Annotated in this window: 12 protein-coding genes, 2 tRNA genes and 2 pseudogenes; 11 read left to right on the top strand and 5 right to left on the bottom strand. The window is 36.5% G+C overall.

From position 1 onward, the window contains the following. Window positions 1-218: 218 nt before the first annotated feature. Both ABWU32_RS07090 and ABWU32_RS07095 read right to left on the bottom strand, forming a co-directional pair. Complete coding sequence (locus ABWU32_RS07090; RefSeq protein ID WP_015589273.1) at window positions 219-731, bottom strand: hypothetical protein; 513 nt, start codon at window positions 729-731, stop codon at window positions 219-221. Window positions 732-826: 95 nt separating this feature from the next. Beyond that, the gene (locus ABWU32_RS07095) at window positions 827-3,841 is read right to left on the bottom strand and encodes an AIR synthase-related protein (RefSeq protein ID WP_353278621.1); all 3,015 of its coding nucleotides are present in this window, start codon (window positions 3,839-3,841) and stop codon (window positions 827-829) included. Window positions 3,842-3,940: 99 nt separating this feature from the next. On the opposite strand from ABWU32_RS07095, the gene ABWU32_RS07100 reads away from it, so the two are divergent. Next, a complete protein-coding gene (locus tag ABWU32_RS07100) occupies window positions 3,941-6,604 on the top strand; it encodes a PD-(D/E)XK nuclease family protein (RefSeq protein WP_174516936.1) in 2,664 nt (887 codons plus the stop codon). 290 nt (window positions 6,605-6,894) lie between these two features. Here ABWU32_RS07100 and ABWU32_RS07105 read toward each other — a convergent pair. Together ABWU32_RS07105 and ABWU32_RS07110 are read right to left on the bottom strand one after the other, a co-directional pair. Beyond that, window positions 6,895-7,775: pseudogene (locus ABWU32_RS07105) on the bottom strand (IS110 family transposase). An 829-nt stretch (window positions 7,776-8,604) separates the two neighbouring features. Continuing rightward, window positions 8,605-8,677, bottom strand: a tRNA-Gly gene (locus ABWU32_RS07110). A 173-nt stretch (window positions 8,678-8,850) separates the two neighbouring features. On the opposite strand from ABWU32_RS07110, the gene ABWU32_RS07115 reads away from it, so the two are divergent. From ABWU32_RS07115 to radA, 10 genes and pseudogenes are all read left to right on the top strand, one after another. After that, the gene (locus ABWU32_RS07115; RefSeq protein ID WP_015589270.1) at window positions 8,851-9,471 is read left to right on the top strand and encodes a ribonuclease D; all 621 of its coding nucleotides are present in this window, start codon (window positions 8,851-8,853) and stop codon (window positions 9,469-9,471) included. 116 nt (window positions 9,472-9,587) lie between these two features. Then, window positions 9,588-9,911: a thioredoxin gene (trxA, locus tag ABWU32_RS07120; RefSeq protein WP_006279168.1), complete on the top strand. Its 324-nt coding sequence runs from the start codon at window positions 9,588-9,590 to the stop codon at window positions 9,909-9,911. A 42-nt stretch (window positions 9,912-9,953) separates the two neighbouring features. Continuing rightward, window positions 9,954-10,030: transfer RNA gene (locus ABWU32_RS07125), tRNA-Ile, on the top strand. A gap of 70 nt (window positions 10,031-10,100) precedes the next feature. Further along, the gene (locus ABWU32_RS07130) at window positions 10,101-10,757 is read left to right on the top strand and encodes a CADD family putative folate metabolism protein (protein WP_141457380.1); all 657 of its coding nucleotides are present in this window, start codon (window positions 10,101-10,103) and stop codon (window positions 10,755-10,757) included. A gap of 39 nt (window positions 10,758-10,796) precedes the next feature. Then, entirely contained in the window at window positions 10,797-11,183 is a 387-nt protein-coding gene (locus ABWU32_RS07135) for a dihydroneopterin aldolase (RefSeq protein ID WP_007548841.1), read from the top strand. After that, window positions 11,180-12,460, top strand: a complete 1,281-nt coding sequence (gene folP, locus ABWU32_RS07140) for a dihydropteroate synthase (RefSeq protein ID WP_141457249.1) — start codon at window positions 11,180-11,182, stop codon at window positions 12,458-12,460. The genes ABWU32_RS07135 and folP overlap by 4 nt, the downstream gene beginning before the upstream one ends. Then, window positions 12,457-12,936 carry a dihydrofolate reductase gene (locus tag ABWU32_RS07145; RefSeq protein WP_015589265.1) on the top strand — a complete coding sequence of 160 codons (480 nt, stop codon included), beginning with the start codon at window positions 12,457-12,459 and terminating at the stop codon, window positions 12,934-12,936. The genes folP and ABWU32_RS07145 overlap by 4 nt, the downstream gene beginning before the upstream one ends. A gap of 1 nt (window position 12,937) precedes the next feature. Beyond that, window positions 12,938-13,675, top strand: a complete 738-nt coding sequence (locus ABWU32_RS07150) for a putative folate metabolism gamma-glutamate ligase (RefSeq protein WP_015589264.1) — start codon at window positions 12,938-12,940, stop codon at window positions 13,673-13,675. A 116-nt stretch (window positions 13,676-13,791) separates the two neighbouring features. Continuing rightward, a pseudogene (locus tag ABWU32_RS07155) lies at window positions 13,792-14,780 on the top strand (IS630 family transposase). Between the two features lie 909 nt (window positions 14,781-15,689). Beyond that, window positions 15,690-17,033 carry a DNA repair protein RadA gene (gene radA, locus ABWU32_RS07160; RefSeq protein ID WP_141457221.1) on the top strand — a complete coding sequence of 448 codons (1,344 nt, stop codon included), beginning with the start codon at window positions 15,690-15,692 and terminating at the stop codon, window positions 17,031-17,033. Here the strand turns inward: radA and ftsY are convergent. Next, the gene (gene ftsY / locus ABWU32_RS07165) at window positions 17,020-17,931 is read right to left on the bottom strand and encodes a signal recognition particle-docking protein FtsY (protein ID WP_015589234.1); all 912 of its coding nucleotides are present in this window, start codon (window positions 17,929-17,931) and stop codon (window positions 17,020-17,022) included. The genes radA and ftsY overlap by 14 nt on opposite strands. Window positions 17,932-17,955: the final 24 nt, after the last annotated feature.

The raw sequence follows: 17,955 nt of genomic DNA on the forward strand, positions 1-17,955 counted from the left end.
TTCGTACAGCTATGTGTCAAGCACTGGGATGACACCATTCTTTTTTCTGGATTCCAGTGTCTGGGCACTGGAATGACACCCCCCTGATAGGCTCAAATCATAGTGTTTGTACAGTTGTGGGTTTAGGCTACCTATAAATTCTAAACTGTTGTTACGTATTAGGACCACCAAATACACCCCCAGGACCCAAAGTCAGTTTAGCTATATCAGAAAACAGGTTATGTGGAAATCTTAAAATACTTCTTGTTCGCCAAGCAAAATAAATACATTCCTACAAACAAGCAGATGCTCAATACTGACACATAAGAAAACTTAAAAATTAAATCTCTAATGTATATTGATAAGCATTTACCTGCAGAAAATTTGTATAGTAATCCAACACATACAACGGCACTATCAACCACTGATGCTATAATTAAAGTAATGAAATTTGCCATATGAAAATTCAACTTGGACTTCAATTTTTCAAAAATAATTATGCTTGAGAGAAGAGATACTAAAATTGCAGTATATGAAATCAATATCATCAAATTAAAACTTTGCCATTTAAAAACACAACATAGCGCTATACACACTATTAAGTTGTACGTAGCTTTGCTTCTGCCATAAAATTCAACCATTGAATTTACAACTAAAGCAGCTCCCACAAATAAGGCAGCACATATCATCAATTTATTTGAAGTGTTGAGTAAAGAAAGACTGATAAACAGGAGTATCGATAAAATAGACATAATTACCTACCCAAAATTAATAACATACATTCATTCTAAATAAACATTACATATAGTAAAAGAGTTATTTAGCATAATAAGAAAAATATTTTATATTAGCATGCCACATCTTTCAGATCTACTTTTAAAACATCCTTTATGTTTAGCACCTTTTTCTCTGTTACTTTGCCAATACATGAATAAACTGCACCTTCAAACAATTCTTCAAACCTCTTCTGATTTTGTGGTGCAATAGTAACCAAAATTCTACTTTGCGATTCAGAAAACATTATTATCTTGTTTATTATGTCTGTATTTTGTATTTTTCCTATTGGCACTAGTGAAAGATCGATTTCAGCACCAAGGTCTCCTGCAATTAGCGATTTTGCCAGAGCAATAACTAATCCGCCTAAGTTTGGTGCAATTGCAGAGGCAATTATGCCATCTTTTATTGCTTGGTTGTAACGCTCATACAACTTCCTAGCGCTCTTTGCATCAACTTTTGGTACGTTGTTATTACCTATTCCACTATATAACTGATATTCAGATCTACCAAGTTCATCAAGTGTTTCTCCAAGCACGTATATTAAGTCTCCCGGCATTTTCACATCAAGCGATACCGCATTTTCAATATTTTCTATAATTCCAATTGCTGAAATGAGTAATGAAGGTGGTGCAGATATCATCACTTTCTCGCCATTTTCATCATATCCCTTAAAGTCGTTAAACATACTATCTTTTCCGGATATGAATGGTGCTTTAAATGCGGTTGCGTAATCATAACAAGCCTCTGCAGCTCTCTTTAGCTGCCATAGCCTTTCTGGATTATAAGCGTCACACCAGCAAAAGTTATCGAGCAACGCTAGATGGTCTATATTTCCTCCTGCGGCTACATAGTTACGTATGGCAGTGTCGATCGCACATGCTGCCATATGGTAAGTGTCAATTTCCCCATAACTCGAGCCAAACCCTTGCGATTTTACAACACCTTTATTTGAAGAAAGGATTGGCCTTGAAACAATAGCTTCACTGCACACTCTTCCCTTGCCCTGCAGTGGTTTCAGCACTGACGACCCTTGAACCTCATGGTCATATTGCACCACTATGAACTCTTTACTGCATATGTTTGGTCTGCTCAGCATTTCTTTTAGTTCAACATCTATTGAACTAAGTGGGAGCTCAGAAGCTCGGTCTGGTGTCATGCAAGTAGCTATCCACTCTCCAGTCCACGGCTTTGTCTGTAAATGCATTTTAGGATTACCGTCATGCAGAAATTCAGTTTCGATGTCCATTATTACTTTCCCTTCAGGACATTTAACAACAGCTTTACCACTCTCATTGAACTCTCCAATCACACAAACCTCCACATCATGTTTTTTCATAATTTGCTTAAACATAGGAAGATTTTCTTCTGGCACTGCTAAGGTCATTCTCTCTTGTGATTCTGATATCCATATTTCCCACGAAGCCATACCATCGTTTTTAAGGAGAACCTTGCTCAAATCAACTTCAAATCCGTCTTTTCCCATTTCACCAATAGACGATGATAGACCACCTGCTCCGTTATCCGTTATTGCATTATAAAGACCAAGATCTCTTGCTCTTATGACGGCATTGGATAGTTTTTTTTGTGTTATGGGGTCACCAATTTGCACAATTGTTGAAGGGCTGTTTCCCGACAAAGCCTCTGAGGAAAACGTTGCGCCGTGAATTCCGTCCCTTCCAACTCTTCCACCAATAATTACGATTTTATCGCCATTTTTTGGTCCTTTAATGTGTGAAGGTGCGTTATTTATGTTGCGCGGAATAATTCCGACACTGCCAACAAAAACCAGCGGCTTGCCACAAAATCTATCGTCAAAATATACCGATCCAAGTTGTGTTGGAATACCAGAGCAATTACCAGCAACATTAACACCATGGATCACTTTTTTCATTATATATTTTGGCGGTAAGATCTCATCAGTGCGCTCTTTATCCCTATAAAATTTGCCTTTTGCTTCTTTGGCAAAGCAAAAGTAATAGGTATTCATTATAGGCTCCGCGCCTTTCCCGAAACCAACTACATCACGATTAACTCCAAGCACTCCGGTCATTGCTCCACCAAATGGATCAAGAGCTGAAGGGCTATTGTGGGTTTCAACTTTATCTACAATCAAGTAATCGTCATCAAAAATTATTCCTCCTGCGTTGTCAGAGAAAACTGACACACATATGTCAGAATTTATCTCACGCGTTGCACGCTTGATATAATGTGCGTATAGGCCATCTTTTATTTCATCAATGGGAGAGCAAAAGATATTGTGCTTACAATGTTCAGACCAAGTCTGTGCCAGAGACTCAAGTTCAATATCATATGGATTTCTATTAAGTTTTTTAAAGTAATCCTTTATAGCTTTCATTGCTGCCAGAGAGAGCCCTAAAGTGCCATTACCATCGATTCCATCTCTGCTGATTTTCTCAAGTTCTTGGTCACTTACATTTAGGTTAACAGACTTAGCCCCATTACTACTTGATATCACTCCAGTGCTCTCTTTTGTCATTCCTGTTTCCCCCTCTGTCATTCCAGTGCTTGACACTGGAATCCAGTTTTCATTATACAATTGCTTGAAATTTTCTGGATCCAAGTAGTCAAGCACTGGGATGACGCCTTTTAACTTACCGTAATGCCTCCAATAGTAATTGCCGTTTTCTTTATAAACAAGCGTGCAATACTCAGTGATAGGGTTGAATTCTTGCTTTATATCATCTTCAGTTGCTTGACTTAGAATCAATTTTGAACTTCTTGCTTTTATACAAACATTTTCATCAATGTAGTCCTTGTTTATTAAATATTCTCTAACAATTTGTTTCGCTGTGTTGCCTACATTATCGGTCATGCCAGGTAAGAAGCTTATTTCCAAGCCCCACTTTGCTTCTGGTTCTATGAAATCATACGGAACTTCTTCAAGGTTTTCATTGTAGGAATAATAACGGCAGTCTTGTATGACTTTATTATAAAATAGCCCGCAAATTTCTTCATATAATTTGGATGGTAATCCTTTGCGTATGTAAATCGAGTAAACGTTGACTAACCATCTGCATCCAATTTGCTCGCATTTATTTAAAACTTCTATTCTAATGTTTGCCATGTAATGTTATAAAAAATTTTAATATATAATAGCATACAAGCACGTTTATATTTTGAATAATTTCTATACAATAAAATATTGTATTAATTGTTACTGTTAGTGGGAAGAGTTTTTACCGTTAATGTGGATGAATCCCTTTTTGATGTGCTGGTTCAGCACATATTTTCTGAATATGAAAGAGAAAAAATTCCCGAGATAAAGGTCATACTTCCTTGCAAGAGGGATGTGATAGCGTTACTCAATGCATTCAAGAATTATAACGCTGAAAAATGCATAATTTTGCCAGAGATAGTTTCGCTAGAGAACATTGATGAGGAAGATTTAATATTAAATCTTGATAGAGTTAAAGTTATAAGTCCAATAAAAAGGACGCTGCTACTCATTCAATTCATATTGGAATGGAATAGAAAAAATAACGACAATTTCCCAGTTGATTTAGCTTATAGCCTGCCATCACTGCTTGATAAAATTCAATCTACCCAAACAACGGATTATGATCAATTTAATGAGCATTCAAAAAAAATAGAGAATTTCATAAGCTTACTCACTGAGACTTGGAGTAAAACTTTAAAAGGTTTAGAAGTAGTAGATATATTAAAACATAAGAGTGATTACATAAACAATATGATAATCTCTTTACAAAAAGACCAATATATAATCTTTGTTGGAATTGGAAAGGATAAGTCGTTAATTAAGGCTATATATGACCTGCCATTTGGAAAAATAATTTTGCCTAACCTGAATTTGAAAATTAAAGAGAAAGACTGGAAATTGCTTGATAAAAAACACTATCAATATTGTCTGAAAGATCTGCTCGATTATTTAAATGTAGATAGAAGGGATGTTAGCTGCTTGAACACTATAGAGAATGAAATAACTGACTATGTCTTTGATACAACTGCCGATCTAAGCAAAGTTAGTAGTGGACATGTTGGCAATATTGAAGTCATCACTTGTGATTCCAGAGAGGAAGAAGCACAAGTGACATCATTAATTATAGAAAATGAAGGTTATGAAAACATTTCTTTGGTCGTCTTTGATAAATTACTTGCAGCTCGTATAGCATGTTTATCAAGGCAACACAGTGCCATACCGGAAAATTACCCTTATATAACGCTTCTGCTTTATAGTATCGAAGTTTTGACCTCAAATTGGAGCAGTGTGTCATTACTTTCGCTCCTTAAACATAGGCTAGTGACTTTTGGTTACACTCAAGAAGAGTACACTCGGATTTTATCTGAATTTGAAATAGAGGTATTACGCAACTTTAGTACAAATGGCCTGAGCGATATTATAAATGCTATCAATGCCCATAAAAAGCTAAAACACAAAGAAGATATATTACTTATTATCAGTAAGTTAGAGGTTGTATTTAATCCTTTGCTTAACATTATAAATTGCCCTATTTCTGATGTGGTGGCAACTCATTTGCAGTGTGTTAATATGCTATCTGGTATAAATTTTTCAGAGCTAAATGGTGAAATAGGTAATTTCACCTGTAATTTCTTGAATGCATGTGAGGGTGTAGAAATTAAGTGCTCCTTAGAGTTATATAACCAAATTCTGACCTTATTTTTAGAGAAAGAGTTTTTCTCTGTAGCAAATGACTTAAATAAATTCAGCTTATATCACAACAAGGTTGTAATACTCGCTGGGTTTAATGAAGCGCCAAGCTTTCAAAGTCCGCTTTTGAATGCACTTACGAGAGAAAAATTTAGTCTTCCTTCTGCGCAAGAAGAGCAGGGGTATTTTTTTTATACTTTACACAATTTGTTTTGTGCAAGTAAGGTTTATATTACAAGATCGCTAAGCCATAGAAAACCAATTCTATTGCAGCGTTTGGAAATTATGTTACAGGGGTCAAAATATCCTTATCGTGATTGGCTAAGGATATTAAATACGCCTGAATGTACTGTTCCATGTACTCAGCCTATGCCAAAACCTCAAACCGAAGTTAGAAAAGAAAAAATGCAGGTGATGTCTTGCAGTGCAATAGAAAAGCTAATTCGTAATCCTTATTCATTTTACGTTGAATATATACTGGGCCTTAAACAATTAAGAGACTTGAATTTTAAGCCATCGATGTTGGAATTTGGCACTATGGTGCACAACATTCTTGCAAGATATTTACGCAACAAAAAGTCGCCAATGAGCATTGCACGAGAAACATTCTCGACTAGTCAGTTTAATTTTTCAAATATGTGGTGGATAAGACTACAGAGGGTAATTCAATCTTTTGTCGAACTTGATGAAACTCGAAGCAACTATGTTGAGTTGGAAAAGAGCTTTTCCTGTCCGATATTTCATATTCCAGTGCGTGATGCTGGTTCTTGTGATCAGTATGAAACTGCTGGGATGACAAATAGGCCACAAGAAATTTCACTGACAGCAAGATGTGATAGAGTTGAGTATCTACCAAGTGGGCAAGTGGCAATTATAGACTATAAGCTTGGTACACCACCTTCCAATGAAGAAGTAATGTCGGGATTTTTTCCGCAATTAATTTTACAAGCCTTAGCGGTAGAACATATAACAAAAAGAGAAGTCTCAGAACTTGCTTATTGGAAACTTGATTATGATAAAATAAAAGTTATTTCTATACAAAATTATAGATACAAAATGCAAGAATTAAAAAATGATCTGCCTGGTTTTTTATCTAATTATTTAAGTAATTCCACACCCTTTATTGCCTCTCCATATTTTGATAAATTCCTGAGATTTAACAGCTATAAACAGCTAGAAAGGGTAGGAGAGTGGTTGTAAATGGTGTCATCCGAGTAGCTGACACTGGGATCACCGCGAACCGTCATACCGCCACGAACCGTCATATCAACTATGTTTTTTTTAAATTTTTTGAATTTAGTTTTATTACAACTCTTGTTTATAATTTTGTATTTTTATTCAATTAGAAAATGCATTTTTGACAATAAACACCCTAATTTATCATAGAAAAATTTTATATCAAACAACAGTTACTGCTTAGATTTTATGGTTTGTGCTTTAAGTGTGTGTGGACGCACATATTCGTTAACTTATTTCCTATGCAGATTTTTTTAATTCATATTAACTGCTTCTTTAAGCCTGGCATTAGCAATAACCATAATTTTACGCATTAGAGCTTACCATCTTCTTCTTACCACTTTCAATGAGCTTGGAATAAAATGCACCAAGTGCAGATTTGAGCAGCCATTGCAGCCGTTAGTACGAACATTGCTTCTACCGCCTGTTATTCTTCGATAACCAATAGCTTTTCCACTTTCTTTTGGATGCGCCAGCAAGACTTGCTACTTCTTTTCTGTTTAAGTAGCCAAGCTCTGGCATTAAACACAGAAAGTCTTGAGATAACTTTTCCAGGAACTGTTTTAAGGATTTTTTGACGTTGTTGTAACTCACGGCTTTCATCAATAATTTTTTGTATAGTATTATTGAGTTCATCTATTTGACTATTAAAGAATCCGATAGTTTTTTGACAACTTTCTTTTATATGGTCGTTTTCAGGTGCTTCCAGTCTACATTTTTCCTGAGTTCTCATTTGCGTAATGTCATCACGACGTTGACAAAGTGCAACCAAGGTTGATTGTTTTTCAGAAGTGGGGAGAGAGAGTTCCATGACGCATATTGAGCAAGAGCCCTTGCATCTGATTTATCGGACTTTGCTAAAGTTCCGTGTGACAAGATGAAGCTTTTTACTTTACGGGTATTAGCTCGATGTACAGCGATATTCTTGTCAATAAGAAAATGCGATAAACCAATTTCCTGTATTTTCTAAAGTTACTAAAGAATTAGGTAAGATATCTGAAAACTTTTTAAACAATTGTTGCCAACCAGAAGCATTATTATCAAATTCGACAACACTCTTCTGTGTGTGAACCGCAATAACATTTTTAAATTTTCCGATGTCAATACCAATAAAATTTTGATAAGATGTAACCATATTAATAACCTCGATAGTTTATTGATTTAAGATTGTAAACGGGTGCATACATATGTCCCATGCAACTATTCAAACGTATCGAGGGATAGCCTTGATATAAACGGTTGTCAACGCCGCGTCGGTCGCACACGCCCGCTATTCCTATAGTGAGTAGTTCCCTCTTGTTTCTTTTATAACATATTTTTAACTTACAGCCGCCGCGGTATCTCTTAGCCGCTAACACGTAGCGGGATGACGAGCTTATCGTCACGCCGCCACGAACCGTCATACCGCGATTCATTCGCGGTATCTCGGCAATAGATCCCGCTAACACGTAGCGGGATGACGGTTGTCGTTTAGCCATAAATATTAAGAAATTTACCAAATAAAAAAAAAGGCAAAAGAAGCCCTGGGGTTATTATCTGCTTTAAAATATTGGCGTTTTTTATGTTTTAAACGCTTGACAAGCAAGATTTAGCTGCTTTTAATTGCAACTAACCTACGCTGCAAATGTTTAAGAAATTTACTAAGCAGAAAAAAAGACAAAGAATCCCCGAGTTAGCTAGTCTTTTACTATCTCTGTCGAGTATTGGCATTTTTTGATGTCTTGTAACGCTTTATAAGCGCGTTCAGCTTATTTAGATAAAAATCTAGATGTAGATGAAGTTTTGTAAAGACATACAGTATCTATATACTGCAAAAAATTGAACATAAGACGCCGATACATTAAGTAATCCTTACCTTTTAATCTGCAGATTGGCGAAAGCAAATACAATAGCTTCAGTTTCATGATAAGGGGGCTAGCGGAGTTTGTCAAGGGATTTTTGACGAAATGATTTTGAAAGTAAAGAGCGGGAGAAGGGGTTCGAACCCTCGACCTCAACCTTGGCAAGGTTGCGCTCTACCAACTGAGCTACTCCCGCAATTAAATTAACCTAAATTTACTTAATTATAGGCATATACAGCAATTTGTAAACCCCCGTGTACACGAAAAATGTGAGAGCCCATAAACTTGTGTGGTTCCTTCTATGATCTTTTCGTATACTTAAGGCTTATTTTTGATTATCATAAGTTTTTAATTATTCCACAAAGCTTTATGGGAATATTTTTATATAAAGACGACTTGCCAGCTAGTTCAATACCAGATGATGTAAGGTCTATAGCTGTTGATACCGAGGCAATGGGGCTACTTCATAGCAGAGATAGATTATGCCTTGTGCAGCTCTCTTTTAATGATGGCAACGCTCACTTAGTTCAACTCAAGAACGATTATACAGCGCCAAATTTGAGAAAAATATTAGAGGATAAAAATATAACTAAAATATTTCACTTCGCGCGATTTGATGTGAGCATAATACGTTATTACTTGGAAACTTGGGCACTTCCGTGCTATTGCACAAAAATAGCTTCACGTTTAGTTCGCACTTACACAGATAATCATAGCTTAAAAGAGTTGTGCTTAGAGCTGCTTGATACCAAACTAAATAAGCAGCAGCAATCTTCTGATTGGGGAAATGAAAATTTAACAGACAAACAAAAAAGTTATGCTGCATCTGATGTTTTGTATCTCCACAGGATAAAGGAAAAGCTAGACTTAATGCTGGAACGTGAAAATAGAAAAGAATTGGCCCAAAAGTGCTTTGAATTTCTTCCTACTCGTATTGAGTTAGACTTAATGGGTTGGGAAAACGTGGATATCTTTAACCACCAGATGTAATAGAAGTTTTTTGTTTGTGCAAAACACTTTAGGGCAATTTTTCAAGCTCTGCGGTAAGAATTTAGTTGATTAACTGCTAATAGATATGCTATATTTTACAAAAATTTAGGTATTTTATGAGTGATGATATTACATCGGTAAATGATCAAAATTTCAAATCTGAAGTCACTGACTATAAAGGGTTTGTTCTGATAGACTTTTGGGCAGAATGGTGTGGGCCATGTAAAAGTCTAATGCCACGTATCGAACAATTGGCTAAAGACAGAAAAGGCAAGATTAAGATCTGCAAATTCGACATAGATGAAGGGACTGAAGTGCCAAGTAAGTATGGAGTGCAATCTATACCCACTTTAATCATATTTCAAGATGGTAAGGAAATTGCACGCAAAATTGGTGCAACAAATGATTTGTCAAGTTGGGTTGATAGTGAAATAAGCTAATAGACAAATTTGCTTTTGTGTGTATTATAAATATTGATAAAAGGGATTGTAGCTCAGTCGGTTAGAGCAGTTCGCTCATAACGAATTGGCCGTAGGTTCGAGTCCTACCAATCCCACCATTGTTAGCATGATCGTAACAATGAGAAAGCTGTAGTATATGAACTATATGTTGATATAATGAAGGAAATAATGAAATTTACTAAGTCTCTAAATAACAAGTTAGATGAATTGCACTTACTAAATCATCCATTTTACCAGTCATGGAATACAGGAAGCTTAAGCTTGCAAGCTTTACAAACCTATGCTAAAGAATATTATCACCACGTTGCTGCGTTTCCTCGTTACATCAGTGGTATACATTTTTTGTGCCCAGATCTAAAAATGCGACAGGTTTTACTTGGTAATTTAATAGAAGAGGAACAAGGTGATGAAAATCATCCAGAATTATGGCAACGTTTTGCTGAAGGGCTTGGCGTTGCGCGATCTGATCTTCGTGAAAGTGCACAGATTAAAGAGACACAGGAGTTAGTTGATGGTTACTTTGATATTGTAAGATCAGGTTTTGCGGCAGGTCTTGGAGCCTTATACGCTTACGAACGTCAAACTCCAGAGGTTTCTAAGTCTAAAATTGAAGGTTTAAAAAAACACTATTCAATAAGTGATGAGTGTTCTCTTCAATTTTTTACGGTTCATATGGAAGCTGATGAGTGGCATTCTGAGGAGTGTGCAAATCTTATTGAAGATCTAGATGAAAAAGAGCAAGATAAAGTTATGCAGGGTGCTCAAAAGGGAGCAAAGCTCTTGTGGGGTTTTCTTGATGGGATGATAAATGCCAGTGTGTGTTAGTAGTTGTAAGTAGCTTAAACTCAGTGATGTTGGAATGCAATGTCTGCATGTAATCTTCTTATATCTGACTTACGGCTTTGGGTTCATTTAGGCTATAGTGCAGAAGAGAAGTATCATTCTCAATTAGTTAGTGTTAATATTGATTTTACCTTTAAATCCCCCCCTTTAGGACTTACAACTGACCGGCTTGAGGATACTATATGCTACTTGGAGGTAGTTCAGAGTATTCAATCTCTCGTTCAAAGCAAGCAATTCAACTTAATCGAGCATTTAACTCATGATATATACAGGACCATTAATAACCTTGTGATGCAAAAAAAGCTTATTATTTCTTCTATAGGCGTAACTATTCACAAAGTTGCACCACCTGTCCCCAGTGTGCATGGAGGTGTTTTCTTTACTTATCGTAATGCGTTGCAAGAATGATTTACATTTCTATTGGCTCAAATATGGGGAATCGCTTTTCCCATTTACAAAAGGCTGCTCAGTTACTGCAGGAACGCTATTTTAAAAATTTAAAATCTTCAATTATTCTGGAAACTAAGGCTATTTTACCAAATGATGCTCCACCTGGGTGGGACAGGCCATTTCTAAATATGGTTGTGTATGGAAGTTGTTCTTCTTCTCCTGAAGAGCTGTTAAAGGGCCTTAAACAAATTGAGTGTGACATTGGCCGCCCGCAGGTCTATGAAAAATGGGCACCTCGCGTTATTGATTTGGATATTTTGTTATGGGATAACCTGACACTTGATACATCCTACCTTAAGATTCCTCACCCAGAATTGATAAACAGACCATTTTTGCTTCACTTGATGGCAATGCTGAGTCCCATGGCAGTAGTTAACAAAACGTTTGGTACTATTAACCCTAACATTAAGGATTGCTTTTTAAGGAGTTTTACGCTTTCACCAGAGCTTGTAGGTATTGTTAATATTACTCCTGATTCATTTTCAGATGGTGGTCTTTATTATGATGCAGATCAAGCAACCAAGCAAGCACTGCAACTGGTATCAGACGGTGCAAGTATAGTTGATCTTGGTGCTCAATCAACAAGACCTGGCTCCTCAATACAAACTCCAAAAGCAGAATATGCACGCTTAAAACCAGTGCTTGATAATCTCAATCAGTATATGAAAGTTGGTGATATTAAAGTCAGCATTGATAGTTTCTGGCCAGACGTTATTTTAAATGTTTTGGAACACTACAACATTGCCTGGATAAACAATCAGAAGGGAGATCTAGATGATAATACCTTAAAAGCAGTTGCTAGTAATGGTTGCAGCATCGTTATTATGCATTCACTTTCAATACCACCACATAGAGACAACATTATTCCAGACGACACTGACCCAATTGATATCATAAATAATTGGGCAGAGAAGAGCATTAGCAGGTTACTTACCCTAGGTTTTGATCAAAGCTCGATAATTATTGATCCTGGTATTGGTTTTGGAAAATCTCTATATCAGAATATCTGGCTTTTATGCAATATAGAAGCATTGCAAAGTTTTGGCTGCAAAGTTCTGGTTGGCCATTCTAGAAAGTCATTTATTTCTTCTTTTTCTACAGAACCTGTCTTTAACCGAGATTTAGAAACAATTGCTTTATCATCTGCATTGCACAACAAGGTTGATTTCCTTCGAGTGCATAATGTGCGTGATCACATGCGATTCTTTGTAGCTCAAGCTGCTTTACAGGGATGATAGTTATCGGAATTATGGCTGTTGATCCCAAGGGGGTAATTGGAATAAATAATGGATTGCCCTGGCATTATCCAAGTGAGTTAGATCATTTTCGTCAGGTGACTGACAAACAAGTTATTGTTATGGGAAGAAAAACATTTGAAACTATGTCTCAAAACATATTAAAGGATCGTATCCCTGTTGTTTTTTCTCGTGACAAATTAAATTCTTGTTTTAACAGAGGAGTAAAATGCACTATTATTTCTTCTATGCAAGAGTTTTTGTCAATCCAAAGTAATTCTAAAGTCTTCATGATTGGTGGAGCACAAATAGCGCATCTTTTTTTGGAGTATGATCTAATCTCAGAATTTATCATAACAGAAATTCACAAACCCTATAAAGGTGATGTATATTTCAACTTAACACTTCTTGATGGATGGCATAAAACTATTCTCACCAAAACGAAAGATTATACTATATGTAGGCTAATACGTTAATATGCATGTTAAAGCAATTTATACCCACCGCATTGAATGTGGGGAAGTATTAGAGCAGGTTCTTGATCGCTATGTTTCAGAGTTGCTAGGAGAGGAAGTTGTTCTTGCTATCACATCAAAAATCATTTCTATTTGTCAAAAACAAGTGGTTTGCAAAACTGCTTGTTCTAAAGAAGAGCTAATCAAAAGAGAAGCTGATGCAATTGTTGATGTAGACCATAATTCTTACGGCATCTATTTAACAATCAAAGACAATATCTTAATTCCATCTGCTGGTATTGATGAATCAAATGGTAATGAAATGTATATTTTATACCCAAAGGATGTTCAGAAAACAGCTCTATCAATATGGAACTATCTCAAGACAAAACACTGCATAAAACATCTTGGTATTTTGATTACAGATAGTAACATAACACCTATGCGCCTTGGGGTTACGGGCGTTGCTCTTGGTTGGTGTGGATTTGAACCATTTTATTCCTATATAGGCAAGCCAGATCTTTATGATCAACCACTGCAAGTAACACAAGTCAATCTTCTTGATGCGCTGGCAACGTCTGCTGTTTTAGTTATGGGAGAAGGGGCGGAGCAAACACCAATGGCAATAATTAGTGGCGCACCAAAGATTCACTTTCTTACTCGTCTGCCAACTACAGAAGAAGAAAAAAGTGTGAAGATATCTATGGAAGAGGACCTTTACTCTCCTCTCCTCATGCGAGCCCGCTGGTTAAAGAGTTAAAGAGGAACTTAAAAATTTGCTATTAGACTTCTTATACCAATTCCTGCTACACAAGTAACGGATAGACAATAATAGAAAAAAAGCCATACTGAAGTAAGTAAAGTAGCGAGGTTTAAATGGCATTAAGATCAAAATTATTGGATGAAAAAGTGGTGGAATCAGCAAAAGAAATGCTGAAGAAAGTAAGAAATAACGCATATGTTGCAAAAAAACTAAATGCTGTAATTGCAGCAAAAAAGCACAGTATAACAGCCGTAGCAAAGATATGCTGCATTTCAAGAAAGGCACTTACTGCATGACCTAAAATTTGGCAGAGAAGAAAAATTATTTGCTCCGCCTCAACGCCGTAGAAAAACTATATTGAATCAAAGTCAACGTGAACAAGTTGAGGTGTGGATAGAGGAAAACCCCAATATTACTATAAAAGAAATGAAAATAAGAATTCAAGAAAAGTTTGGTTTGAATATCAGCAAATCTACAGTACACCGTAATATGCAAAGAATGAAATTCTCATATATCACACCAAGACCAGTGCATAACGGACAAGATAAAAGTAAACAAGAGGAATTTAAAAAAAAATCTTAATGAAACTATTGTCATGTATCCTGAAAAAGAGCTATTTTTCTTCGATGAATCGCGGTTTGGCACACATTCAAAGATTGGACACGGGTGGTTTAAAAAAGGCATTAGGACACAGGTTAAGGTAAAACTAGGTAGGCAAAATTTTTATCTCTATAGTGCAGTTAATCCCAGAAATGGAGAAAGTTCTAGCTCAAACGTCAATACTGATTGTATGAATATATTCCTTGAGCAGATGTCACAATATTTAGGAACAAGGGAGGCATTTCTTATCATGGATTGTGCTAGTTGGCATAAGTCAAAAAATTTAAAAGTACCTAAAAATATCGACATTATATACCTACCACCATACTCACCTGACCTCAATCCTGTTGAGAGGTTTTGGTTATATATAAAACAGAACATTTTGCGTAACAAAATCTACGACACAATTGCTTTGCTTGAGAGCGCTTTGTGCAAATTTATTACCTCTCTTTCTCACTCCACAATTAAAAAACTCTGCAATGCCGCTTATTTGATTCACTAGTAATGAGAATTGGTATTACATAACCATATAACATTGGGAATAGAAACAAAAAACTTGCTTGACACCCTTCGCCAGCCCCCTTATCATAAAACTGAAGCTATTGTATTTGCTTTCGCCGATCTGCAGATTAAAAGGTAAGGATTACTTAATGTATCGGCGTCTTATGTTCAATTTTTTGCAGTATATAGATACTGTATATCTTTACAAAACTTCATCTACATCTAGATTTTTATCTAAATAAGCTGAACGCGCTTATAAAGCGTTACAAGACATCAAAAAATGCCAATACTCGACAGAGATAGTAAAAGACTAGCTAACTCGGGGATTCTTTGTCTTTTTTTCTGCTTAGTAAATTTCTTAAACATTTGCAGCGTAAGTTAGTTGCAATTAAAAGCGGCTGAATCTCGCTTGTCAAGCGTTTAAAACATAAAAAACGCCAATATTTTAAAGCGGATAATAACCCCAGGGTTTCTTTTGCCTTTTTTTTCATTTGGTAAATTTCTTAATGTTTATGGCTAAACGACAACCGTCATCCCGCTACGTGTTAGCGGCTAAGAGATACCGCGGCGGTATGACGGTTTGCGGCGGCATGACCTCGTCATTCCCCTACGTGTTAGCGGGATCTAGAGATACCGTGACGGTATGACGGTTCGCGCGGTGGCATGACCTCGCCATCCCGCTACGTGTTAGCGGGATCTATGCTTTGAGATACCGCGAATGAATCGCGGTATGACGGTTCGCGGCGGCGTGACGATAAGCTCGTCATCCCGCTACTTGTTAGCGGGATCTAGAGATACCGCGAATGAATCGCGGTATGACATAGGGAACCCTTTCTTGGGTTAGCTATAGATTTACTTCGCATATTCAGCTAATTTTTATTACAATTACAACAAAATAATTTTGGCTTTGATGAAAACTGTATATGTATGTCAATCCTGTGGTCACAGCACTGGTAGGTGGGTAGGGAAGTGCATCGCATGTGACAATTGGGATACAATTGTTGAGGAAATAGCAGTAAAAACGGGCAAAAGAAGTATATCTGCACCAATTTTAATAAAGACGTTATCGGGTAGCGAAATTATCACTCCAAGTCGTTTTTTAACAGGAATAGAAGAATTAGATAGAGTTTTTGGTGGGGGTATCGTTCAAGGTGCTAGCATTTTAATTGGTGGCGAACCTGGTATTGGAAAATCCACCCTTTTGCTTAGAATTGCAGCTAATGTTGTGCAACTTTCCTCTTTTGAATGTCTTTATGTATCCGGCGAGGAGTCTTTAGAGCAGGTGAGTCTCAGAGCAAAGCGTCTTAAGATAAATGAACCTAAAATTAAGCTTTTATCTACAGTGTCTTTAACTGATGTAGTAGCAACAATAAAGGAAAACAAAAGTATTAAATTCTTAGTAATTGACTCTATACAAACAATGTATGATAGCAGAATTACATCGGCACCAGGAACTGTAACTCAGGTTCGTACTTGCGCACATGAATTAACTATTCTTGCGAAACAATATGGTGTTTCTCTTTTAATAGTTGGTCATATAACTAAGGATGGACAAATAGCTGGACCCAAAACTCTGGAGCATATGGTGGATACGGTATTATATTTTGAAGGTGAAAATAGCAATCAATATCGCATTTTGCGTACTATTAAAAATAGATTTGGCCCTGCAAATGAAATTGGTGTTTTTGAGATGTCTGAAGCAGGACTTGTGCCTGTTGATAATCCATCATCATTGTTTCTGATGGCCCATGACAGAGAAGTAGTTGGCAGCGCCGTATTTGCAGGAATTGAAGGTTCAAGACCAATTTTAATGGAAGTGCAAGCATTAATAGCAGGGACTAATATGGCAACCCCAAGAAGGGCAGTAGTTGGGTGGGATATTAATCGATTGGCTATGATCATTGCGGTGCTAAATGCTCGTTGCAAAATGTTTTTGCATGATAAAGAGGTATACCTAAACATTGCAGGGGGACTCAAAATACAGGAACCATCGGCTGATCTTGCTGTTGCTGCTTCCCTTATTTCAAGTGTAGTAAATTTACCGCTGCCAACTTCTTCAATAATCTGCGGTGAAGTTGCACTTTCAGGAGAAATTAGGAATGTCTCGCATGCTGATCTCAGACTAAAAGAAGCACAAAAGTTAGGATTCAAAAAAGCAATTATGCCTAAAAATGGCAATTATTCTTCTCATGATATTGAGATAATTAAGCTTGGTCATGTAAGGGAATTAAGAGAAGTCTTTAATTACAATTAAATAATGCTTCAGCAAATTCTTTACTAGTAAACTCCCTTAAGTCCTCTATATTTTCGCCAATTCCTATAGCATGTAACTTTACCTTATAAGCTTCTGCAAGTCCAATTACTACTCCGCCCTTAGCGGTGCCATCTAGCTTTGTTACGATTAGCCCGGTAACATGGACCATCTTACTAAATGCCTCTAATTGGCTATAAGCATTTTGGCCGGTAGTTGCGTCAAGAACTAAAATAACGTCATGAGGGGCAGTATCATCCAATTTCTTTATCGTTCTATATATTTTTGATAACTCCTCCATAAGGTTCACATTATTTTGCAGCCTTCCTGCTGTGTCAATTAGAACAACATCAACGTTATCTTTTATAGCTTGACTTACAGCTCTATATGCCACACTTGCAGAGTCGCTACCGTACTCTCCAGTAACAATCAAGCAATCAGAACGTTCTGCCCAAATGTTTAACTGCTCACTAGCAGCAGCTCTAAATGTGTCACACGCAACAAGCATAACGGATTTTCCCATCTCCTTATATTTATATGCAAGCTTACCTATAGTCGTGGTTTTACCATTACCGTTTACTCCGCATACCATTATTATATGTGGTTTTTTATTTAAAATTAACGGCTGTACAACTGGGCTCAATATAGCTTCTATTTCGTTCATTAACTGCTGCGAGATAATATTATGTTCAACTTCCTTGTCAAACTTGATGCTTGTGAGCCTATCGATAATCAACTTAGAAGTTTTATGACCAATGTCCATGCTAATTAGCAATTCCTCTAATTCATCTAAAAGCGACTGATCTAATTTTTTTTTGCCAGAAAAAATACTTTTCACCCCGTCGCTAAAGCGAGAAGAAGTTTTTAACAAGCCTTTATAAAGGTTACTAAACAAACTCAAGGGAATACTCCTTTTTAAATTATA

Origin of the sequence: Wolbachia endosymbiont (group A) of Udea olivalis (genome assembly GCF_964028365.1) — a bacterium.
Classification (GTDB): Bacteria; Pseudomonadota; Alphaproteobacteria; order Rickettsiales; family Anaplasmataceae; genus Wolbachia; species Wolbachia pipientis.